Source organism: Streptomyces dangxiongensis (assembly GCF_003675325.1).
GTDB lineage: Bacteria > Actinomycetota > Actinomycetes > Streptomycetales > Streptomycetaceae > Streptomyces > Streptomyces dangxiongensis.
Genome location: NZ_CP033073.1, coordinates 3,769,558 through 3,789,845, shown reverse-complemented (window position 1 = coordinate 3,789,845; position 20,288 = coordinate 3,769,558). Strand labels below are relative to the sequence as shown.

Genomic DNA, 20,288 nt, shown 5'->3' with positions numbered 1-20,288 from the left:
CGAAGGCCCACGCGAGGAGTTCCCGTGTCGCACATCGACCAGCCCCACACGCACAGTCGTCCGCTGCCTCCCTATCGCGGGATCCTGGCCGTCGACGCCAAGGACTTCACCGGATACCCGGCCGTGCAGCACGGGCCGATCAGCCGGGCCGTCCCCCAGCTCCTGGAGACGTCGTTCGAACGCGCCGGGCTCGCGGAGGTGTGGAGGGACCGGCGGTTCCCCGACTCCACGGGTGACGGGTACGTGTTCGGATTCGAGCCGGCGGTCATGCCGTTCGTCGTCCATCCTTGGCTGGCCGTCCTCCAGGACGTGCTCACGGAGTTCAACCTGCACTCGGCCGGAGTCGTACGCATCCGCCTGCGGGCCAGCCTCAACATCGGACCGCTGCCCGACACGGGCGACGAGTTCGACGGCAACGGCACGCCGCGCAACGACACCCACCGGCTGCTCGACTCCCGCCCCGTCAAAGCCGTACTGGCGGCGTCGAGCGCCAATGTCACGCAGGTCGCGGCGATCCTCTCGGACCGGTGTTACCAGGACGTGGTGGCGAGCGGGTACACCGGACGCCATCCGGACCACTTCATCGAGGTGCCGGCGACGGTCGAGGGCAAAGCGTTCGCCCAGCGGGCCTGGCTGTACGTGCCCATGCCGTCCGGCAGTCTGTACGACCGTCGTGTGCTGGGCGATCAGGTCATCGACGACCAGGAGAAGCGCCGGCCGGACGGCGACCCCCGGCAGCAGGCGGCCGGCCGGGAGACGACCGCGGCATCCCGGTCGGTGATCAGGGCGGACCGCGGCATCGTCAACAGCGGCACGGTGTACGGCGGTCAGAGCGTCAGCAACCTCGACGTGGGCCGCGACCACATCGGCGGTGACTACGTCCGGGGCAACAAGGCGGGCACGGTCCACGGCAACCAGGGCGACACCGTCCACGGCGACAAGCACGAGGGCGACCGGTGAGCGCGGCCACCGATGAGCCGGCCCCGCCCGGCCGGCGGCCCGCGCTCACCTCCTCCGGGACCACGGCCGCCGCGGGACCGGAAGCCACCCGAGGGGCGGACAGCGGACCGACCCACCGGGCGGACATCGGGCAGGACTCCACGGGCGACGGGAGATCCGCCGAGGAGACACTCGACGACGGCTTCGACGACGGCTTCGGTGACGGCTTCGGTGACGGCCTCGGTGACGGCCTCGGAGACGGCTTCGGAGACGGGCCGCTCGGCGCGCCGGGCACCGACGGCGCGAAGATCACGTATATCCACGCGCCGTACGGCACCGTCAACTCCGGTTCCGTCCGCGGCGGACAGCGCGTGACCAACGGCGCGGGCGCGGCCGGCGCCGGTGGCGGCGGCCCGCGGGTCGTGGCCCATGAGGGTCCTGTCTCGGCGACGGAGATCATGGACGCGGTGAGCGGGTTCGCCGAGCCCGAGTGGTTCCCCACGGCCATGGCGGAACTCGACAGGCGTGTGCTGTTCCTGTCCGGTGAGCCGGGAACCGGCCGCCGGACCGCCGCGCTCAACCTGCTCCACCGCCACACGGGACACACCATGAGCCTGCGGGCCGTCGACAGCGACGAGGACCTCGCGGCCTGGCACCCCACCGACACCGGCACCCGTGGGTACCTGGTGGACGGCCTGTTCCCCGCCCGTCCGCTGAAGCCCGGGACGGTCGGCAACCTGCGGCGTCTGCTGAACGACGCCGACGCACGCATGGTGATCGTGCTGCCCGACGACCCGGTCGTCGTCCGAAGCCTGACGCGTGACCTCCACGTCACGCCTGTGCGATGCACGCCGCCTCCGCCGCGGGCGGTGTTCGAGGCGCGTCTCGAGGCCGAGGTGCCGAACCGGACGGAGCGGGCCCGACTGCTCGCGAACCTGGAGCCCGGCCTGCTGGACGAACTGCTCGCGGGCCGGCTGATGCCCGCGCAGGTCCGCGAACTGGTGGACGCGGTCGTCGGGACCACCGACGGGGGCACGACGGCCGGCGACATCCGTGACCGGCTGAGCTACCTCGCGGAGGAGGAGGTCCCCGACCTCCTGCGAAGCCTTCGCGACGACCCCGACGGCCTCGCCTTCCTCCTGGCGACCTGCGTCTTCGAGGGCCTCGATCACCGCATCGTGCGTGAACAGGCGGAGCGCCTCGTCGACCTGGCCGACGGCCGGCTGCACTCGGTCCTGCCGCAGGGCACCGGTGACCGGCCCGGCACCGGCACCGGCGCGGGCACGAACGCGGGCGCGGGCGGGGAAGCCGGGCAGCAGGGAGTGCCGGGGCCCGACGGGCCCGGAAGCCCGCGGAGGCCGGTGCCCAACCCACGGTTCGTCTTCCGGCGCTCGTTGGACGACCTGCTGCACACGGTGCGGGCGGAGTACGGGGCCAAGGAGTACCACTCGACGCACGGCTACACCTACGTGGTGGAACCGGTGAGGTTCACCCGCCATCGGCAGGGGGAGGCGGTGCTGCGGCACGTATGGCGGGAGTACGGCCGGCTCTCCGGGCTCCTGACGAGCTGGATGGGCGAGGTCAACGGCGAGAGCGACCTGACCCAGCCGGTCGGCCGGGTCATGGGCATGGCGGCCCGGTGGGGCGGCGGGCGCAGGGCTCTGCTGCACATCCGCGAACTGGCCGGGTCCGACCGCGCCACCGGCAGGGCCGTCGCCGCGTACGCGCTGGGCGTGGCCGCCGAGGATCCCGTCCTCGCCGGCGAGGTCAAGTATCGCCTCGCCCAGTGGAGCGTCCAGTCGAGCTGGCAGGTCCGCTGGACGGTCGCGCACGCGTGCGGGACGGGCTTCGGCGCGGCCCGGCCGGATCAGGCGATGCGGCTGCTGCGCAACGTCTTCCGGGGCGAGGGGGACCGGCAGGAGACGACGGTCGCGAAGGTGGTCCGACGCGCCCTGGTGAACCTCTTCGCGACGGGCAACCAGCCCACGGTCTTCGGGCACCTCATCGCGTGGGCCGAGACCGGGGGCAGTGGTGTCGCCCGCCTTCCGCTGGAGGTCTTCCCCCACCTGTTGGCGTCGGGCACCTGGTGCCGGGACCAGCTCCTGGACGACGGTGAGTTCGCCGGCCTCGTGGTGGGTCTGACCCGGCGGGTCATCAACGACCACGAACTGTCCGACCCGATGTGTCGGGCCCTGCTCCTGTGGTGCCGGGGGGCCGCCTGGGACGACCGGCAGAGGACGGCCGTGGAGACGCTTCTGACGGCGCTCGCCCAGGACGTGCGCCATGGTGTCCTGCGCCTCTTCGTCATGATCGACCGGGACGCGGATCCCGGCATCGCCGGACAGCGCATCGCGCGCCGGGCACTGCGCGCCTGGCGCGACGGTGAGCCGCCGGCGTCGTTCCCGGGGCCCGCGCACCGCCCCACGCGACCGTACGGGAGGACACCGTGACCATCGAGAAGAACCACCCCCTGTGCACCCGGGCGCCGCACGCTCCCTGGCGGGAGATCCTCCGGCAGCGCTGGTCCGGACGCCGGGACCGGGCCCTGGTCCTCGTGGCCGTGAACGGGGCCCATCACGTCCTGAGCTCCGGCGGGCCCGGCACGGGAACGGTGGACGACGTCCCGGCACCGAGTCTCTTCGGCGGGTACGACAGCGCCTTCCACGTGGATCTGGCGGAGCGGCCGGCGGCCCAGCCCGTCGCCCTGGCGACTCCGTACGGCACCGAACCGGTGGACGTGCGCCTGCTGTGGTGGGCACACGATCCCGCGCAGGTCGTACGGACCCGGACGACGGACGGCTGGGACGCCGTACGCAGAGACCTCAGCCGGCGCCTGTACGACCTGGCGGACAACTGCGAGGCCGACGGCCAGGCGCTCAGCGCTTCGGCGATGCTGCAGTGCCTCGCAGCGCCGAACGTACTCGACGGCACCGGCCTCACCTACCGCGTCACGGACGTCCAGGCCCGGGACACCGAAGGCGAACTGCGGCTGGGCAGGGCGGCCACCTCCGAGGCACCCTTCGCCTGGACCGCCGACCGCCGGGAGGAGTACCAGTTCTGCCTCCGGACCGTGCGCGACGGGCCGGTCTCCCTCGCGGCGCTGTGGCTCCTCAGGCACCCCGACCAGGTCAGCCAGGTACTGGACTGGTCCGTGCGCCACCAGAACCTGATCCGGCAGGAGACCACGTGGCAGGACGAGGTGGCCGGCCTGCTGGGCAAGCTCTCCGACGAGGAGCGCCAGGAACTGTCCGAGTTGCTGCGTGACCGCCTGCACGCACTCGGACGGCGCGTTCCCGAACAGCGGGACACGTGGACCTACGACGGCGGGCTGGACGGGGCGGCGGACGGGAGGACGCTGTGACGGGCGCCGCCGCCCCCCCTTCGCCGTACCGTCATCGACAACTGCACCGGACGATCCGGCACCGGCACCGCCGGACCGGTGTGCGCGTCCCGGACGCCGGCGGCCCGGAGACCGTGGCGGCGATGGAGCGGTTCATGACGGCGAACCGAACGGAGATCGGGCGGGCGGACACCAAGGCCGCCGTCCTGCTCGGGGTCACAGGAGCCGTGCTCGGCGCCTTCGTCGGGGTCTCCCCGAGCCCCGCGATCCTGCGGTGGAGCGCGGTCGTCACCTCACTCCTGGCCGTCCTCTGCTTCGTGTGCGCCATCATGCCGCGTCACCGGACCGACAGCCGGTACGACGCCGCCGGCCCCGCCTACTTCGGACACATCACGGCGGGGATGGGCAGCCAGAGGCTGAGCCGGGCCTTCGAACGTGCCTCGCGCGATCCCGCCGGCCCGCTGCTGGCCTCGCTGCTGGTCACCAGCGACATCATCCGCAAGAAGTACCGCTGGGTGGAACGGGGCACGTTCCTGCTGGTCGCCGCGCTCCCGCAGTTCGCCGCCGCCCTGTACACCGCATGACCGGGGCGGAGGGGGCGCACGGGGACGGAGCAGAGGGCGCATGCGCGGTCCGTCGGAACGCTTCCGACCACCCGTTGTGACGCCTGCCACACGGAAGGTATCCTCCGACTTCCGCTTCTCGGCTTCCTCCTGTCACTCGCTGCCCCCCTGACTCCGCATGTGGGCGCCAGAGTCGGTCAGGAGCCGGTGCCGATTCCCGGCGTAAGTCGTTCAGGTCGAACTTGGGGGAAGTTCCACATGACCACACCTCTTGGCGACCCCGGATTCCCCAACGAGCAAGCCACCGTCTTCGTGCGGGAGTTCCGGGTGACCGTGGCCCCCACGTACGAGAACCGGGCGAAGCTGGCGACCAGTCCGCCGTTGTTCCTCCTGCGCGTTCCGCGCGCGTCGTACCGGACCGGCGTGGACCGTGTCGTCGCCGCCCTGGCCGGAGCCCTGCGGCAGCGGGTGCCGTTCGCCCACCTGCCGGCCGGGACCGGAGAGGGAGCCGACGCCCGGCTGCTCTCCGCCGGCGCCGGAACGCAGTTGTCCCGCAGCGCTCCCCAGCACATGACTCCCGACCGCTTCCCGCACTTCCACGTCATGTGCGACCTGGTGGGGTACATCAGGTCGCACCCGCAGGAGTGGGCGGACAACGGCAACCAGGAAGCGGAGCTGCGGGCCCACGCCGGTGAGCGGCGGGCCCATCGCGGCGGCGCGTTGGCCTTCACCAGGATGGAGGGCCCGGCTCTCGACGGGCTCGCCGGATTCCTGGCCGGTCTGAGCTGGCTGTCGTTCGTCCAGCTACTTCCGCGACGGATCTGGGCCCGTCACATCTCCCGCAAGGTGATGCGGGCCTGGCTCGGCGCGGAACCGGTGGCCCAGGGCAGCAACAACCTCTTCCGCGTGATGGACCACCTGGCCGCCGAGCGCTCCGTCCAGCTCGTGGACGACGCGGCCCACGAGGAGACGCTCCAGGAGTTCGACTGGCTCCTGCTGCGCGCCCTGCTGGAAGACCTGCGCCGGCCCGCGATCGGCCGCGTCCTGCCCGGCCGGCGCCGCAGAACCAGCCGCCCGGTCCTCTTCCTGGAGCTACCCCCGGCAGGAGAGCCGGGGGCCCGCGCCGCGGAGCGCTTCCTGCGTTCCCTGCGCCGAGCCCGGGCCACCGCCGGGCCGCCGGGCCCGCTCGTCGTCGCCGTGGGCGTCCCGTCCGACGCCCTGCTGCGGGAGCTGGGCGATCCGGCCGAGAGCACGTTCCCGGAAGCGAGTGTGCACCTCGCCGCCGACGGCACCGCCGGCGAACCGCCCGTCCTGGTCACCGTCTCCGGAGCCGATCTGGCGGCGCGCGGCGTGCCCGTTCTGCCCGTCGATCCGAAGACCTTCAGGTTCAGCCGGTACGTCCCCGCCACGATCGTGAGCGGAGTGACCACGCTCGCCCTGCTCACAACGGGACTGCTGCTCCGGCCGGTCGTCTTCCCCCCGCCGCGCGACTGCCTCGGCGGCACCGGATCCGTGGCGGAGTCCGCTCCCACCGAGCCGGTACCGGTGCAGGCCACCGCCTGGTACGAGGCGGCCGTGCGGACCATCGACCAGCAGAACGCACGGGTCGAGCAGTACGCCGCCCAGGGCCGTAGGGTGCGGACGGTCGTCGCCTTCGTGTCCGATCCGCCGACGACCGACGACGAGACGCGCTTCGACGGGACGATCCCGGAGCTGCGCGGCATCGCGATGTGGCAGGAGCGGCTGATCCGTGAGGCCGCCGCCGACGACTCCCTGATACCCCTGCGCGTGGACGTACGCGAGGCGGGAGTCGCCTTCCACGACGCCGAGAGGGAGGCGGACAAGCTCGTCGCGGAGGTGGCCGACGAGAAGAGCGTCCCGGCGTCCGACCGGGTCGTCGGCGTGCTGGGTTTCGCGCAGAGCCGCACCGAGACCCAGGCGGCCCTCCAGGACCTCGGCGATGCGGGCATCCCCACGATCGGCACCACCGCGACCGCCGACGAGATGCTCACCGGCTCCGCCGCACTGACCTACTGGCCGTCCACGCCGTTCAATTCCCGCGAGGCACGGATCGAGGCGGACTTCGCGCGCACGGAGAACATCGTGGCGGAGCCCGGCTTCGAGGACCGCTGCGTCCCGGCCGAGCATGCGATCGTGATCGAGAGCTCCGCGGACCTGTACAGCCACAGCCTGGCCCGCCGGTTCGTCGGCGACTTCGACGGCACGCACCAGGTGTTCGACTTCGACCAGGAGGGCAGGTTCGGCTCCACACCGCTGAGCGGCGCCGTCAGCGAGCACGGCGCCGCCTCACTGGCACGGGCGCTGTGCGACGCGCTGGAGGACGAACCGGACTCGGTGGTGTACTGGTCGGCGCGGGCCAAGGACTTCACCGCCCTCATCAACTCCATGGACACCGCCGGGACGTGCACCTCGCGCGACGTGACGGTCCTCGGCGGCAACGAGCTGACCAACGTGGCGCAGACCGGCGCCTTCGCCAACAAGGACTGGCTGCGCCTGTACTACTCCGCGCACCGGCTGCCGACCGACGATCCGGGCGCGAGCGACAGGACCCGACAGTTCGTGGCCGACTACGACGCCTTCGTGAAGGCCACCACCGCGGGCACCGATCCCTGGCGGCAGGACGGCCACTCCGCGGTCTCGTACGACGCCTTCCACGTCCTGTCCCAGGCGGTGCGCCAGGCCGGACTGGCCGACCCGGACATCGAGCGCAAATCCGTCCTGCTGGTCCTCCAAGCCGGGATCGCCTTCAACGGGGCCACCGGATACGTCTCCTACGACGGCGCCAACGCCCCGCCCCGCGACAAGACCCTGGTCCTGCTGCGCCAGACGGGAGACAGACCGAAGGCGGTCCTCGCCTGCGGCGCCTATGACCAGCACCGGTCGAGCGAGGCCCAGGGCCCGCCCTGCGCGGGCTGATCACCCGCACGCCGGGACCGAACGGCCCGTCCCCTCCTCACTCCACGCGGTGTGGTGTGTGGCGGGCGACCTGGAGGCGGACCACGGTGGGCATGTCGGGGCGGCCGGTGGACCGGCGAGCGGTGCGGAGCGGGCCTTCGCAGAGGGCACCGAGGGTGGCGCCGGGCGCGCCATCGGGGGTGAGGGTGAGCCTGACGTGGGTGCGGGTGCGGGCGGGCCGGCCGGTGATGCGTACGGCCGCGTGCTCGACCCCCGGCAGGGCCCCGGCTTCGGTCGCGATCGCGTCGCTGAGGGCGTGGTCGCGCAGTTCGACGCCCTCCTGCGGTGGTGTGCCGCCGACGGACAGCGCTCCGGGGCGGCGCCGGCCCAGTTGGGCGAGCAGCCACCACAGGGCGAGCGCGGCGACGAGGACGAGCGCGGCGATGACGGCGGCCCACCACCACCAGCCCTGGCCGCTCCAGCGGACCCGGTCGGCGGAGCCGAGCAGGACGTCGTGCCGGGTGGTCAGGGGCCAGCCCGTGGGCGGGACCAGATCGCGTCGCCGGTAGAGGTCGAGCCCGGCGAAGAGGACCAGCAGCCCACCGCCGAGCAGGACCAGTCCGGCGAGGGCCAGCAGAGTGCGGTTGCGTGCGGATCGCGACGCCATGGCGGACTCCCGGTGCTGCGGTTGTCGGTCAGTCGGTGCGTCGCCGCACCCGTACGACGATGCGCGCGGGACGGGCGAGGGCCAGCCGGTCGCGTTCCTCGTCGAGGACGGCGGTGAGGTCGTCCTTCACCTGCCGGGGGTCGCGGAAGCGGACCTCGGCGCGCGCTCTGATGCGGTGACGGCGTACCCGGACGCGCGCCGCGCCGACTCCGGGGACCCGCAGCGCGGCGTCACGCAGCAGGCCGGCGGCGCCGTCGCGGTCCAGGGAGGCCCGCAGCCGCGGGCACTCGGCGGGGGAGCGCTGGGGCAGCCAGCGACGCAGCCCGGGGGTGAGGGCGAGGACGATCAGCCAGACGCCGACGGCGGCGGCCACGGCGGCTCCCGTCAGCATCCACACGTCGTCCACGGAGCGGGTGGCCAGTTCGGCCGCCAGGTGCCGCCGCCAGGCCGCCGCCGGGCGTCCCGCTCGTACGGCGATGACGTCGATCAGCGCCGCGACCGCCGCCACGAGGATCACCGAGGCGACCAGCGCGGCCGGAATACGGCGCGCGGACCACGGCCGGTGGGACCGGTGCCCCGCGTCGCGCCGACCGGACGTGGGGTCCGGCCCGGACACGTCGCGTTCGGGTGGTCCGGGCTCCTTCGTCAGCGGCACCGCGGCGGACGGCGTGGAGTCGCGGCCGGGAGGGCCGGAGGCGGAGGTCATCGCGGGGCCCCTTCCACCACGGCGTGCCCGGTGCGGCGGGCCGCGTGGCCGCTCACCGGACCCGCCCCCGGCTCGTGTCGGCGGCGGTCAGCAGCCGCCGGACGGTGAGGACGACCTCTCCCACGTCCAGGCCGGTCAACTGGGCCACTTTCTCGGCGACGTCCCGCTGGATTTGCTCGCACGCCCGGGGGATGTCGGTGGGGTAGGGCAGATCCATGGTCAGGTGCAGGCGTACCGAACCGGTGCGGACGGCGGCCGAGGCGCTGGGCGCCTCCGGGCTGTCCCGGTCGGGCGGTACGGCGGCGCGCCGGGACTGCGCCGTACGTGCGGCCTGGGCGGCTATACGGGCGACCACCCGGTCCGGGATGACGGTGGCGCCCCGCTCGGCGGGGGGCGGCAGGCCGGCGGCCCGCGCCCGTGGGTCGGACCCCTCGCCGGGGGAATTGGGGGTGGGTCCTCACCGCTGCCTCCGTGGCCGGAGGTCCAGGTCGCCCTGCACGACGAGGCCGACGATCAGCCCCGCCGCCCCCAGGACGAGGACCAGCAGAAATGCCCAGAAGCCACCGAAGTAACCGGCGAAGCCCAGGGCCATGCCGGCCGCGAGGCCCGTCGTTCCTGCGTTCATCATGCACTCACCCGTCTCGCGGACGTACGTCGCCGTCCGCGCGATCACCCGCGCCCGCACGGGGCGCGGTGGTGGATCACCTGACGCGACCCTCCTCCGGTTCGGCCGCCTCCTCCTCGTCCGGGAGATGGACGTCGTCGACGGCGATGTTCACCTCGACGACCTCCAGCCCCGTCATCCGCTCCACGGCGCCGATGACATTGGTGCGTACGCCGCCCGCGACGTCCACGATGGAGACGCCGTACTCGACGACGACGTCCAGGTCCACCGCGGCCTGACGCTCGCCGACCTCGACCTTCACCCCGCGCGTGACGGCCGCGCCTCCGCCTCCGCCGGGGACGCGTTCGCGCATGGCGCCGAAGGCGCGGGACATCCCCGCTCCCAGGTTGAAGATGCCCGGCACCTCGCGGGCGGCCATGCCCGCGATCTTGGCCACCACGCCGTCCGCGATGGTGGTCCTCCCCCGTGTCTCGGCCGGGGCCCCGGCCCCCGTACGGCCCTTCAGCGCACTCACGTCCGCATCCGGCCGGTTGCCCCCGCCGACGCTGGTGATGTTCTCCGTCATGGCGGTCGCCTCGATCGGTAGGTCGGGCACCGGTGCGGCACCCGTCGAACAGTTGGACATGCCCGGCCGCGGCTTCCTCACGCCCATCGAATGTGACGTGCATCACAGGTGGCCTTCCGGGTACTCGACCGGTCCGAGCCTTGTGTGGGGGCGCCATGATCGAACGCGCTGTATCCCCATCGCCGGATCCCGGCCTCTTGGGGCGCGACCTGCCGGACCGGCTGCTGGCCGTACGGGCGGCCGAGGGGGACGAGGACTCCTTCGCCGTACTCGTCCAGCGGCACGGCGGGGCCCTCCTCGCCCTGGCCCGCTGCATGCTCGGCAACCCCCAGGACGCCGAGGAGGCGGTCCAGGACGCCTTCGTCAGCGCGTGGCGGCGGCTGCCGGAGTACCGCCACAGCGCGGAGTTCCGCACCTGGATGTACCGGATCACCGTCAACCGCTGCCTGACCATGCGCCGGCGCCGGCCGCCGCCCCTCTCCCTGGAGACCGTCGTCGAGCCCGCGGCGGGGGACGCCTGGAGCCAGCCCGCCCGGTCCGCCGAGCAGGAAGCGGCCACCGCCGCCCTGTGCCACGCGCTCGCCGAACTGGACGCCGGGCAGCGGCTCTGCTGGATCCTGAGAGAAGTGCAGGGCCTGCCCTACAAGGAGATCGCCCACGTGACGCGGACCAGCGAACAGACGGTGCGCGGCAGACTGTTCAGGGCACGCCGATCCCTGCAGGAGGCGATGGGCCCATGGCGCTAGACGACCCGCACCCGCGGCCTTGCGAACCCCCCGGAGCCGACGGGTCCCGTACCGGCCCGGCCGCCGCCGGCGTTCCCCCGTTCGCGGGTGACGAGGTACTGCCCTGCGGCCGGCTGCTCAGCCGGGTCTGGGAACAGGCCCGCGACGCGGCGCCGGCCGAGGACCCGCACACCGTCTCCTGCCCCCACTGCCGTGAGGCCGCCGAGGGGCTGGCCACGGTGAACGCGGCCACCCGGGCGCTGCGCGCCGAGGTCCCCGGCCTCCACACACTCGCCGACCGCGTCATGAACATCGTCAGAGCAGAGGTACGGCTCGGGCGGCTGCTGCCCCTGGCCGACCCGGACCGGGCCCTGCGCATCTGCGAGAGCGCCGCGGCGAGGGTGCTGCGGCAGGCCGCGGACACGGTCCCCGGCGTCAGGGCCGCGACCTGCCGGCTCGCACCCGAGGGCGAAGGCGCCGACGTACGGGTGACCATGACCCTGGCCGCCGTTCTCGACGGCCCGCTGCCCGACCGGGTCCACCAGGTACGCCGAACGGTCCTCCACTCCGCCGCACAGGACCTGGGTCTCGCCTTGACGGCCGTGGACATCACCGTGGCCGACGTCCTGGAACCGGAGCCGCTCCTCCCGCCCGGCGGTGGTCCGTCATGACCGTCCTCCGCACGACCACCCTCCTCGGCGTCGCGGCCGAGGCGGCCCTCGCGGTTCCCGGCGTGACGGGCCTGCACCCGCGCCTCTCCCGCCGCCTCGCGGCAGCCGCCGCGCCCACCCTGACGGACGCGGCGCCCTACCGCACATCCCCCGAGGCGGGTATCCGCGTCGACCGGGCGCCGGACGGTTCGGGATGGCACATCGAGGTGCGCTGCGCCCTGGCCGAGGGCCGGCGGGCACTGGACATCGCCCAGAACGTCCACGACCGGGTCGGGGCCGCCGTCATCTCCCACCTCGCCACCCTCGACGCCGTGGCCCCGGTCACCGTCGAGGTCACCGTGACCCGCATCGCACCCGGCACGGCGGGGCCCGAGCCGGGCCGCGCGTCACCGGGTCCGTGAAGGAACCCGTACCGTCTCCCGTCGCGATCTTCCCCTGACGGGTCCTGCGGCGAGCCCGGCCCATGGCGTGATCCCCTGACGCCCACGGGCGGTCCCGGAAGCCCCCGGCGGTGTGGCGCGCGCCACAGGAACCGGGCCGGGGCGGCGGGGAGTAAAGAGTGTGAGCCATACAGAACCAGCGGAGTCGTTGCGCGCGCGCATACGGGCAGGGGATCGTGCGGCGTTCGCCGACCTGTACGACCAGTACGCGCCGGGCGGTCTACAGCCATGCCCTGCGGCTGACCGGCAACTGGTCGGAGGCCGAGGAGGCGATGTCCGAGACCTTCCTCGCCGCCTGGCGCACCCGCGAATCGGTGGAACCGGAAGGCGGCTCGCTCAAACCGTGGCTGCTCGGCATCGCCACGCACAAGGCACACAACGCCAACCGCGGTCTGCGCCGACGGCTCGCCTTCCTGGCACGCAGCCCCGAACCCCGTCCGGTCGAGGACTTCGCGGACGAGACGGCCGGCCGGATCGACGACGCCCACCGTCTCGCGGCGGTCCACGACGCCCTGCGCCAACTGCGGCGCCAGGACCGCGAGGTGCTCGCCCTGTGCGTGGGGGTCGGGGCTGGACTACCAGCAGGCCGCCGAGGCACTCGGCATCCCGGTCGGCACCGTGCGCTCGCGGCTCTCGCGTGCCCGGGCGCGACTGGCCCGGATCAGCTCCGGCCGACTCCGCGCCCTGAGAGCGGAACCGCCGGGCGCCCGCGGAGAGATGGAGAGTGAAGCCGCGTTCGCGGCCCTGTTTCTGCAGGAGGAAACCCGATGAACGCCGATAACCCGCCCCACGCCGGCTCCGCCCGGAGTGAGGCGGAGGAACTGCTGGCATCGGCCGGATGGGACCTCTCGCCGAGCCGTCATCTCCATCACAAGGAAGTCCTGATGCAGCAGATCGACAACCGCACCGCCTCCGCTCCGGCACCCCGCCGCCGACGCCTGCGCCCGGCCCTGGTGTTGCCCGTCGCGTCGATGGCACTCGCCGGGGCACTGGTGACCACGCTCTCCGGCGGCGGCCACGGCTCTCCCCCGGCGGCCGGCTCCTCCACCGCCCCCGCCAAGGCCACCACCGCGATCGTCACCCTCGACCGGATCGCCGCCGCCGCCATGAAAACCGACGTGACAGCGGTCGGGGACGGCCAGTTCGTGTACGTCGAGAGCCTGACCCGCGGCAACAAGGGCCACTTCGACGGCCCGGTGAAGCTCGGCGCACTGCACAGGTCGGAAGTGTGGACCGCGCAGACCCCCGGCCCCGTCACCAGGACCGGCTGGCTCCGTGAAACCGGCGAGGACGCCGTCATGCCCGGTGAGGAGGTGCCCATCGAATCCACCGACCCCGTCCGGGTGGGCATCGACCGCCCCACCTACAAGTGGCTGGCCTCGCTGCCCACCGACCCCGGCGCCCTGCTCGAGCTGCTCTACTCCCGGACCAAGGTGGTGGAGGGCGAGTCGAGGGACCAGGCCGTCTTCGGTACGGTCGGCGACCTGCTGCGATCGACGATCATGCCGCCCGCGACCGCCTCCGCCCTCTACAAGGCCGTCGAGAGGATTCCCGGAGTGACCGAGAGCCCCGACGCCGTCGACGCCGCCGGCCGCCACGGCATCGGCATCACCCGTGAGGACGCCGGTTCCGCGACCCGGGATGAGTGGATCTTCGACAGGGACACCCTGACCTACCTCGGCTCGCGGTCGTACATGACCAAGGACAAGGCCAGGGGGATCACGACCGACACGCTCTACGGCATCGACGCCGTCATGGAGCGCGCGGTCGTCGATCGGCACGGCGAGGAGCCCGCCAGGACCGACGGCTGACACCGGCCGCGCAGCGGGTCGGCGACGGCCACCGCGCCGGTGCCCAGGCCGGGAGGCCGGCCGGTCGTCCGAGAAGGCAACGCCGATCACTCAGCACTCGGCCGAGGAGCGGCAGTACTCGACCTACGTGGCGGCGGCCTCCCAGATCCCCGCCGCCACCCGCTGTGCGAACTCGGCCGGCGACGGTCCGTTCGGCAGTCGCGCGGGCACCGTCGTGCCTTTCCTGCCGCCTGCCCGGTCGGCGAACAGCGCGACCGTCAGGGCGAGCCGGTCGTCGTACCCGGAGGTCCACACGGTCCGCCGGGTGGTCCCGCCACCTGCTCCGCCGGTGGTGAACGCCTTCACCGCCGCCGAGCCGACGGCGACGGGCGTCGGCCCGGCCCCCGTCCGTGCGCCCGCCGTCATCGCCTCCTTCTCGTCCAGCACACGCCGTACCTCGGGACGCGCCCGGTAGACGGTGCGGCCCTCACGCGTGATGCGCGCGACGGTGTACGGGGTGGCGTACCTGCCGTCCGCCGCCACCGTCGCGTACGCCGACGCCACGTTCAGCGGAGTAGGCGCCGCCGTCCTCAGCAGTCCGCCCAGCGGCTCGCCCGCCCGCCTCACCTCGTCGAACGGCTCAAGGGCCGTCCCCGCTTCCACCGCCCCGCTCACCGCGTCGTTGAACGGCTGCCGCGCGTAGTCCGAGCCCCCGTACAGCAGCCGTACCGCTCCGTCACCGGGCACGATCCCCACGACGGCGGTGTGCACCCGGACGCCCTTGCCCCCGGGATTCCCCTCGGCCAGTTGCGTGGCACGGTCCTGCGCCGCCAGGTCGAAGGTGGTCGTCACGGTGTAACCGCCGCTCGCGAGCTGGTCCTCGGCGATGCCGAGCCGGTCGGCGGCCTCCTTGGCCGCGATGTCGATCAGGTACTGCCGCTGCCCCTCGGTCTCGCCCGGCGGATAGAACCGGAACGCCGGGAAACGCGCGGCGGCCCGCTGCCTGTCCGTGATGCTCCCGCTCGCCACCATCGCGTCGAGCACCCACTCCCAGCGGTTCTCCAGCTTCGCGGTCACCTTCGGATCGGAGCCCGCCTTCTCGTAGTAGGAGGGGATGTTGATGATGGACGCCAGCGCGGCGCCCTGTGCGACCGTCAGGCTCTTCGCGTCCACGCCGAAGTAGTTGCGCGCGGCGGACTGGATGCCGGCGGCGCCCGGCCCGAAGTACACGGTGTTGAGATAGCCCTCCAGGATCTCGTCCTTGGTGCGGGTGCGGTCCAGTTTGATCGCGATGAGCGCCTCGCGGGCCTTGCGGGACAGCGAATGCTCCGGGCTCAGCAGCGCGTTCTTCACGTACTGCTGGGTGATGGTGGAGCCGCCCTGTGGGTCACCGCCCGTCAGCGTCGCCAGCGCGGCCCGTGCGATGGCCTGCGGCGAGATGCCGCTGTCCGTACGGAAGGAGCGGTTCTCCGCGGCGATCACCGCTTCCTGCACATGCGCGGGAACCGCGGAGAGCGGGATGTCCTGCCGGTCGACCGGTCCGCGCCGGCCCAGATAGGCGCCGTCCGAGTCGAGGAACACGGTGCTCTGGGTGACGGTCTCGGGGTGCGGCTTCGGGATGGTCGTGAAGTGGTACGCCACGACGCCCGCCGCACACAGCGTCGCGATCAGCGTGAGGAAGGCGTAGAACAGCCGGCGAAGTCGCCGGCCCCGGGTGCGCCGGTACCGGGTCCGCAGCGGCGCGCGCCTTCCGCACCGGGGGACCGACTCCCTCCCCTTCCCCGGTCGCCGCACGGTGCGCGCCGTCGGCGGCCCGGCCGTCCCGTCGTTCCCGTTCATGTCCGTCACCACGTGCTGTCCGACCGTGCGGCGATCTTGCCCGAGGCGTCGTACACCGTGACGATCCGCTCGTGCGATCCCGCGTCGAGAAGCATCCGTACGTTCTTCTCGGGCAGCGGCGGGCTCGTGTACCAGACGCCCCAGCCCGGACTTCCCGCCAGGACGAGGACCTTCGCGGTGGCCTTGCCGTCGCCGGTGCCCACCTCGACACGGCCCGGCTCGCCGCCGAGGCCGTGGAAGAGGCCCGACAGGAGGAACCCGCCGTTCACGCTGTCCACCCGCGCGGAGACGCCGGGTTCGTCGAGTGGCCGGTCGCCGCCTGCCCCCGGGAGATGCGTGGGCACCGACCAGTGCCCACCGTCGGCCGTCAGCCACACCCGTATCCCCGGCCCGACGGTCACCCGCTCGCCCGGCGGCCACGACCCGGACCGGGCTCGTCACCGAACGGGCGCCGCCCCCTGCCCGGGCTCGGGGTGTCCCGTCCTGCGCACCGCCGCCCCCGACCCGGTCGGCCGCGAGCAGGGCGGCGGGCACGAGCAGCGCCGCGCAGGCGGCCGAGGCCACGACGAGGCGTCGTCGCCGCATGCGGCCCCCCGCTGCCTGGACATCGGCCAGCGGCACCTCGCAGGGGACGACGTCCCGGGCGGCACGGGCGTACACCTCGCGCAGCCGCCCGGGGTCGCCGCCGGCCGCCTTCAGACCGTGACGGGCACGGGCACGCACCGCGCCTGCCGAGCAGCCCAGCAACTGGGCGATCTCCGCATCCGTCAGCCCCTCCCAGATCCGCAGCACGAGAACCGTCCGCCGCCGCGCGGCCCGCCGCCCGCGCAGCCGGCGCAAGTGGCCCTGCACCAGACAGCGCCGCACGTGGAAGTCCGTGTCGTTGCGCGGAACGCGCCGCCACCGCGCGTACATCCGCACCAGGGTTCTCCGCACCAGTTCCTCCGCCGCACCGGGATCGTCGGTGAGCAGCCGCGCGGTCACGATCAGCCGGGACCAGTGCGTCCGGGCGTACGTGGCGAAGTCATGGCCGGTGGGGAGCACATCGTGGGTCGGTGGCACGTGGACGGTCCTTAGGCTCGGGAACCCCGTCCTGGCCGGACGTACGGGCGTCCGTCCTGGTCGGGTAACTGTTCGGTGTGCCGGTAGGTTGGTCAGCCGACGAGCCGACACCGGTCGAGGGAGAGGGAGCCTGGAACCTCCGCGCGCCGTCTTCCCGGTGGGTTGCGCTTCGCTGGATGCGACCTACGCGACTACGGGACCTGTACGCACGGCGGTGGCGGCCGGGTTGCAAGCAAAGGACAGAGATTTCGGTGGCGGCATGACCGAGGACGAGTTCGACGCCTTCTACGCGGCTGCGTTTCCCCGGCTCACCGGACAGCTCTACGCCTTCACCGGAGACCACGGCGAGGCCCAGGACGTCGTTCAGGAAGCCTTCGTACGAGCCTGGGACCGGCGACAGCGGTTCCTGGCGGACGGTGCTCCCGAGGCGTGGATCCGCACCGTGGCCATGCGGCTGGCGGTGAGCCGCTGGCGGCGCTCGAGGCGCTGGCTGGAACTGGTGCGGCGCACTCCGCCGCCCGACCCCACCCCGGGGCCGAACCCCGAGTACGCCGCGCTCGTGGCCGCACTGCGTGAACTGCCCGAGGCCCAGCGGATGGCGATCGTACTGCACCATTTGTGCGACCTGACTGTGGAGCAGGTAGCCTCCGAGACCCGTGCGCCCGTGGGGACGGTCAAGGCGAGACTGTCCCGGGGACGGGCGGAGCTGGCGAAGCGACTTGCGGGGGACGAGGCCGACGGGCGGCTCGACGAGGCCGACGGGCGGCTCGACGAGGCCGACGGACCGGTCAGGAAGGAGAGCGGCCGTGGCCGATGAACTTTCCTCCGCGCTGCGCGAGTTGGCCGCGGCACAGGAGACCGCTCCGGTCGTCGGCGGCCCCGCGACACGTGCCCGGGCGATGCGCCGCAGGCGCCGCCGCCGTGCCGCCGCGAACCTCGGCGCGGGGACCGCCGCCCTCGCGTTGCTGGGCTTCGCCCTGAGCCTGCACCCCGGCGGGGCCCCGGACCACCCGGCCGGGCACCGGCCCCCGGCCGCGGCCTCCCCGGCACCCTTCCCCAGCACGCTCTACCTGTCCGGTCGCACCCTCACGTTCGACGGCCGGGTGATGCCGGTCCTCTCGGAATCCGGCGCCCTGCGCGGGGCCACGAGCCCGATGACGGTGGTCGCGAAAGATGATCCGGGAGAGCTGAGCCACTACGTGTCACCCGAGGGCCCGACCATAGGCCCCACCGTGGTGAGCGTGCGGTATGTGGTCGAGCTGCGCGACGGGGAGCGCCGGCCGCACTACGTCGGTCTCTTCTCCCCGCAGCTCAAGACCCTGAGCGACGACACCAAAGCCGGCTGGATCGGCCTCGGCGCCGAGGACATCAAGTGGTTCTACGCCCGGGTCCGCCCCGGCGACACCTTCGCGGTGAGAACCGGCACGACGCCGACAGCCACGCCCTCGGCCGCCGCTCCGGCACCGGATGTGGAACACACCGCCAACTGAGACGGGCGGATGCGGAACACAGGGTCGCCCGAGACGGGCGGTCCTTGATGCCTTGAGCAGGTCCGCCATCCGGTGAGAGGCGGACACGGCTGGCGCATGCCTGAACAACCGTCGCGGTGGGCGGCCATGTGGCCGAACATGAGGTGTGCGATTCGATTCCGTTCCCATGCCGGCGACCGTCGAGGCCAGACCTCGTGACAGCCGTGGCTATCCCGTACCCGCCATCACCCCGTGGGAGGGCGACGAACCCCAGTTCGCGCTCACCGACTACGAGCGAAGCGCCGAGTGCGCACGCCGGCGTCTGTGTTCCGTCTGCAACACCCTGATGCCCAAGGGTCCCGTATGGCGGGTGGTCGGCGCCGCGGAGAGTTCCGCGATCCGCGAGGCGCTTGCCGCCGGGCGGCCGTACCGCAACATGGCGGCGACACTGGAGGCTCCGGGGCACCGCGCGTGCATGCTCTACGCCTCGATGGTCTGCCCGTACCTGGCCCGCCCCAACGCGCGGCGGGGGCTGACAGCGGAAAGCCCGGACGACCTGACCGCGCACGTCGTCCGGGGCGCCGTTCGTGGTGAGCTGGGTGCCGTGGTGGGGTTCGCCGATTACGAGTTCGCCGTCACCTCGGCCCAGGTCCTGTTCCGCTTTCTCGACGTGGTCGAGTACCTCCCGCACGACACGGCCGACCAGCATCTGCCGGAGCTCCAGGCCGAACTCGCCCGCGTTGGCGGCCGGTTGGGCGGTGATCAGCCGCGGTAGGCGGGCAGGCCCGTGTGCTCGGAGACCTTGACGAGCTTGCCGAAGCCGTGGGCGGTCTTCGCGATGGTGTACGTACCGGTCGGGGTGCGGAAGGCGATGGTCTTGCCGTTGGGCGACCAGGTGGGCTCGGTGCAGTCGGCGGTGGCGTTGGGGGTGACGTCCTTGACGGTCTTGGTGGAGCCGCCGAAGTCCTCGACGAAGAGGTGGTCGTGCCCGTGGACGGAGCGGACGAAGACGACCTCCTCGTTGTCGGGGGAGAGAGCCGGCTCGGAACCCTTGGTCAGCGCGCCGCCCTGCTGCCGCAGGTAGTCGTCGCGGATGTAGACCTCGCCGGTGTGGGTGTTCTCGTAGACGGCCGAGCCGTAGCTGCCGCCGACATTCGGCCAGGTGTTGCCGGTCTGGGGGACGTTGCCGTCTCCCGGGTCGCCGTTCAGGCTGATCCTGGCCGGCTTGCCGTGGTTGCTGGTGGCCTTGACGCCCTCCAGGACGGTGCTGCCGTGGATCTTGGCCGAGAAGATGAGGTTGTTCTTCGCGGGGATCTGGTTCTCCCGGTCGGCGGCGGTCACCTGCCAGGTGGGGTGGGACCAGGTCTGCCCGCCCGGGTGGCCGGCGACGGTGACGCGGTGGCTGCCGTCGGGGCTGGAGACGACGAGGTCGCCGTGCCCGTCGATGAAGGCGGCCTTGCTGCCGCTGGGGTTCCAGGCCAGGTCACGGACCGTGGTGCCGAAGTCGATCGACCTACCGTCGACCACGACGTGGCGGGTGCCGTTGCTGATGCTGAGTCCCCTGGGCACGGTGAGTGTGTGGGCGGACGCGGCCGCGGCGACCATCGCGGCGCTGCCCCTGGCGTCGCCGCCGGAGGACGGAGCGGCCATCGCGGGGGCGGCCGTGCCGCACAGGGTGAGCAGTGCGGCGGCACCCGTGGTGATGACGGCTGCGGCGCTCCGACGGTTACGAGCGGACATCGAGGTTCCCCCAGAGAGTGAATGACGCTGCGACGAGAGTCTCGCGGGAACCGCCCGCCGTCCCCGGAACCTGAACCGGTCCGCTCGGCCTGCTGTCCTTCGCGACAAGACGGAGTCTTCCGGCAGAGGGTGACGGAGTTGTGCGCTCGCCGTCACAACTGTGCAATAGCGGGTCACATGAGAGAAGAAACATCGGAAAGGGGCGCCGACGCACTGAACCGGCCGGCCTGG

20 protein-coding genes and 2 pseudogenes are annotated in these 20,288 nt (G+C 72.9%); 13 read left to right on the top strand and 9 right to left on the bottom strand.

Annotated features, from left to right (window positions below; translation table 11 throughout):
* Window positions 1-24: 24 nt before the first annotated feature.
* The 5 genes from D9753_RS16890 to D9753_RS16870 all read left to right on the top strand — a co-directional run bounded on the left by D9753_RS16890 (window position 25) and on the right by D9753_RS16870 (window position 7,779).
* Window positions 25-960 (top strand): hypothetical protein, encoded by a 936-nt coding sequence (locus D9753_RS16890; RefSeq protein WP_121787762.1) that lies wholly within the window; start codon window positions 25-27, stop codon window positions 958-960.
* A complete protein-coding gene (locus D9753_RS16885; RefSeq protein WP_205614178.1) occupies window positions 957-3,389 on the top strand; it encodes a hypothetical protein in 2,433 nt (810 codons plus the stop codon). Before D9753_RS16890 ends, D9753_RS16885 begins: the two co-directional genes overlap by 4 nt.
* Window positions 3,386-4,300: a hypothetical protein gene (locus D9753_RS16880; RefSeq protein ID WP_205614177.1), complete on the top strand. Its 915-nt coding sequence runs from the start codon at window positions 3,386-3,388 to the stop codon at window positions 4,298-4,300. Before D9753_RS16885 ends, D9753_RS16880 begins: the two co-directional genes overlap by 4 nt.
* Before the next feature lie 134 nt (window positions 4,301-4,434).
* Complete coding sequence (locus tag D9753_RS16875; protein ID WP_163010719.1) at window positions 4,435-4,863, top strand: Pycsar system effector family protein; 429 nt, start codon at window positions 4,435-4,437, stop codon at window positions 4,861-4,863.
* Window positions 4,864-5,100: 237 nt separating this feature from the next.
* Entirely contained in the window at window positions 5,101-7,779 is a 2,679-nt protein-coding gene (locus tag D9753_RS16870) for a type 1 periplasmic-binding domain-containing protein (RefSeq protein ID WP_121787760.1), read from the top strand.
* A 37-nt stretch (window positions 7,780-7,816) separates the two neighbouring features.
* On the opposite strand, the gene D9753_RS16865 is transcribed toward D9753_RS16870, so the two are convergent.
* The 5 genes from D9753_RS16865 to D9753_RS16845 all read right to left on the bottom strand — a co-directional run bounded on the left by D9753_RS16865 (window position 7,817) and on the right by D9753_RS16845 (window position 10,321).
* On the bottom strand, window positions 7,817-8,425 hold the full coding sequence (locus D9753_RS16865; RefSeq protein ID WP_121787759.1) for an alkaline shock response membrane anchor protein AmaP: 609 nt from the start codon (window positions 8,423-8,425) through the stop codon (window positions 7,817-7,819).
* Window positions 8,426-8,453: 28 nt separating this feature from the next.
* Window positions 8,454-9,131 (bottom strand): DUF6286 domain-containing protein, encoded by a 678-nt coding sequence (locus D9753_RS16860; RefSeq protein ID WP_240468194.1) that lies wholly within the window; start codon window positions 9,129-9,131, stop codon window positions 8,454-8,456.
* 52 nt (window positions 9,132-9,183) lie between these two features.
* Window positions 9,184-9,486: an Asp23/Gls24 family envelope stress response protein gene (locus D9753_RS16855; protein WP_240468193.1), complete on the bottom strand. Its 303-nt coding sequence runs from the start codon at window positions 9,484-9,486 to the stop codon at window positions 9,184-9,186.
* Window positions 9,487-9,588: 102 nt separating this feature from the next.
* Window positions 9,589-9,759 (bottom strand): hypothetical protein, encoded by a 171-nt coding sequence (locus D9753_RS16850; RefSeq protein WP_163010548.1) that lies wholly within the window; start codon window positions 9,757-9,759, stop codon window positions 9,589-9,591.
* Window positions 9,760-9,832: 73 nt separating this feature from the next.
* Window positions 9,833-10,321, bottom strand: coding sequence for an Asp23/Gls24 family envelope stress response protein (locus D9753_RS16845; protein ID WP_121791110.1), 489 nt, complete (start codon window positions 10,319-10,321; stop codon window positions 9,833-9,835).
* Window positions 10,322-10,476: 155 nt separating this feature from the next.
* Here D9753_RS16845 and D9753_RS16840 point away from each other — a divergent pair, with 155 nt between their 5' ends.
* From D9753_RS16840 to D9753_RS16820, 5 genes and pseudogenes are all read left to right on the top strand, one after another.
* A complete protein-coding gene (locus D9753_RS16840) occupies window positions 10,477-11,067 on the top strand; it encodes an RNA polymerase sigma factor (RefSeq protein WP_205614176.1) in 591 nt (196 codons plus the stop codon).
* The gene (locus D9753_RS16835) at window positions 11,058-11,717 is read left to right on the top strand and encodes a hypothetical protein (protein WP_121787756.1); all 660 of its coding nucleotides are present in this window, start codon (window positions 11,058-11,060) and stop codon (window positions 11,715-11,717) included. The genes D9753_RS16840 and D9753_RS16835 overlap by 10 nt, the downstream gene beginning before the upstream one ends.
* Window positions 11,714-12,118, top strand: a complete 405-nt coding sequence (locus D9753_RS16830; protein WP_121787755.1) for a hypothetical protein — start codon at window positions 11,714-11,716, stop codon at window positions 12,116-12,118. The genes D9753_RS16835 and D9753_RS16830 overlap by 4 nt, the downstream gene beginning before the upstream one ends.
* A 187-nt stretch (window positions 12,119-12,305) precedes the next feature.
* Window positions 12,306-12,928: pseudogene (locus tag D9753_RS16825) on the top strand (RNA polymerase sigma factor).
* Window positions 12,925-13,968 (top strand): CU044_5270 family protein, encoded by a 1,044-nt coding sequence (locus tag D9753_RS16820; RefSeq protein WP_205614175.1) that lies wholly within the window; start codon window positions 12,925-12,927, stop codon window positions 13,966-13,968. Before D9753_RS16825 ends, D9753_RS16820 begins: the two are co-directional and overlap by 4 nt.
* A 123-nt stretch (window positions 13,969-14,091) precedes the next feature.
* Here the strand turns inward: D9753_RS16820 and D9753_RS16815 are convergent, their stop codons facing one another.
* The 3 genes and pseudogenes from D9753_RS16815 to D9753_RS37985 all read right to left on the bottom strand — a co-directional run.
* The gene (locus tag D9753_RS16815) at window positions 14,092-15,786 is read right to left on the bottom strand and encodes a transglycosylase domain-containing protein (RefSeq protein ID WP_121791107.1); all 1,695 of its coding nucleotides are present in this window, start codon (window positions 15,784-15,786) and stop codon (window positions 14,092-14,094) included.
* Between the two features lie 5 nt (window positions 15,787-15,791).
* Window positions 15,792-16,130, bottom strand: a complete 339-nt coding sequence (locus D9753_RS37990; RefSeq protein WP_240468532.1) for a hypothetical protein — start codon at window positions 16,128-16,130, stop codon at window positions 15,792-15,794.
* Window positions 16,131-16,533: 403 nt separating this feature from the next.
* Window positions 16,534-16,701, bottom strand: a pseudogene (locus D9753_RS37985) (sigma factor-like helix-turn-helix DNA-binding protein); the annotation flags it as partial.
* A gap of 406 nt (window positions 16,702-17,107) precedes the next feature.
* Between D9753_RS37985 and D9753_RS16805 the strand changes: the two are divergent.
* From D9753_RS16805 to D9753_RS16795, 3 genes are all read left to right on the top strand, one after another.
* Complete coding sequence (locus D9753_RS16805) at window positions 17,108-17,665, top strand: SigE family RNA polymerase sigma factor (protein WP_121787754.1); 558 nt, start codon at window positions 17,108-17,110, stop codon at window positions 17,663-17,665.
* Entirely contained in the window at window positions 17,655-18,338 is a 684-nt protein-coding gene (locus tag D9753_RS16800; protein ID WP_121787753.1) for a hypothetical protein, read from the top strand. Before D9753_RS16805 ends, D9753_RS16800 begins: the two co-directional genes overlap by 11 nt.
* Before the next feature lie 166 nt (window positions 18,339-18,504).
* Window positions 18,505-19,092, top strand: a complete 588-nt coding sequence (locus D9753_RS16795) for a hypothetical protein (RefSeq protein WP_121787752.1) — start codon at window positions 18,505-18,507, stop codon at window positions 19,090-19,092.
* Here D9753_RS16795 and D9753_RS16790 read toward each other — a convergent pair.
* Complete coding sequence (locus tag D9753_RS16790; protein ID WP_121787751.1) at window positions 19,080-20,057, bottom strand: TolB family protein; 978 nt, start codon at window positions 20,055-20,057, stop codon at window positions 19,080-19,082. The two genes, D9753_RS16795 and D9753_RS16790, sit on opposite strands and share 13 nt — an antisense overlap.
* Between the last annotated feature and the right edge of the window lie 231 nt (window positions 20,058-20,288).

Bases quoted from the DNA above. Each gene is read 5' to 3' on its own strand.
- D9753_RS16875 (WP_163010719.1), top strand. From the start codon at position 4,435: ATGACGGCGAACCGAACGGAGATCGGGCGGGCGGACACCAAGGCCGCC.
- D9753_RS16870 (WP_121787760.1), top strand. From the start codon at position 5,101: ATGACCACACCTCTTGGCGACCCCGGATTCCCCAACGAGCAAGCCACC.
- D9753_RS16865 (WP_121787759.1), bottom strand. From the start codon at position 8,425: ATGGCGTCGCGATCCGCACGCAACCGCACTCTGCTGGCCCTCGCCGGA.
- D9753_RS16860 (WP_240468194.1), bottom strand. From the start codon at position 9,131: ATGACCTCCGCCTCCGGCCCTCCCGGCCGCGACTCCACGCCGTCCGCC.
- D9753_RS16850 (WP_163010548.1), bottom strand. From the start codon at position 9,759: ATGATGAACGCAGGAACGACGGGCCTCGCGGCCGGCATGGCCCTGGGC.
- D9753_RS16845 (WP_121791110.1), bottom strand. From the start codon at position 10,321: ATGACGGAGAACATCACCAGCGTCGGCGGGGGCAACCGGCCGGATGCG.
- D9753_RS16840 (WP_205614176.1), top strand. From the start codon at position 10,477: ATGATCGAACGCGCTGTATCCCCATCGCCGGATCCCGGCCTCTTGGGG.
- D9753_RS16835 (WP_121787756.1), top strand. From the start codon at position 11,058: ATGGCGCTAGACGACCCGCACCCGCGGCCTTGCGAACCCCCCGGAGCC.
- D9753_RS16830 (WP_121787755.1), top strand. From the start codon at position 11,714: ATGACCGTCCTCCGCACGACCACCCTCCTCGGCGTCGCGGCCGAGGCG.
- D9753_RS16820 (WP_205614175.1), top strand. From the start codon at position 12,925: ATGAACGCCGATAACCCGCCCCACGCCGGCTCCGCCCGGAGTGAGGCG.
- D9753_RS16815 (WP_121791107.1), bottom strand. From the start codon at position 15,786: ATGAACGGGAACGACGGGACGGCCGGGCCGCCGACGGCGCGCACCGTG.
- D9753_RS16805 (WP_121787754.1), top strand. From the start codon at position 17,108: ATGACCGAGGACGAGTTCGACGCCTTCTACGCGGCTGCGTTTCCCCGG.
- D9753_RS16795 (WP_121787752.1), top strand. From the start codon at position 18,505: ATGCCGGCGACCGTCGAGGCCAGACCTCGTGACAGCCGTGGCTATCCC.
- D9753_RS16790 (WP_121787751.1), bottom strand. From the start codon at position 20,057: ATGTCCGCTCGTAACCGTCGGAGCGCCGCAGCCGTCATCACCACGGGT.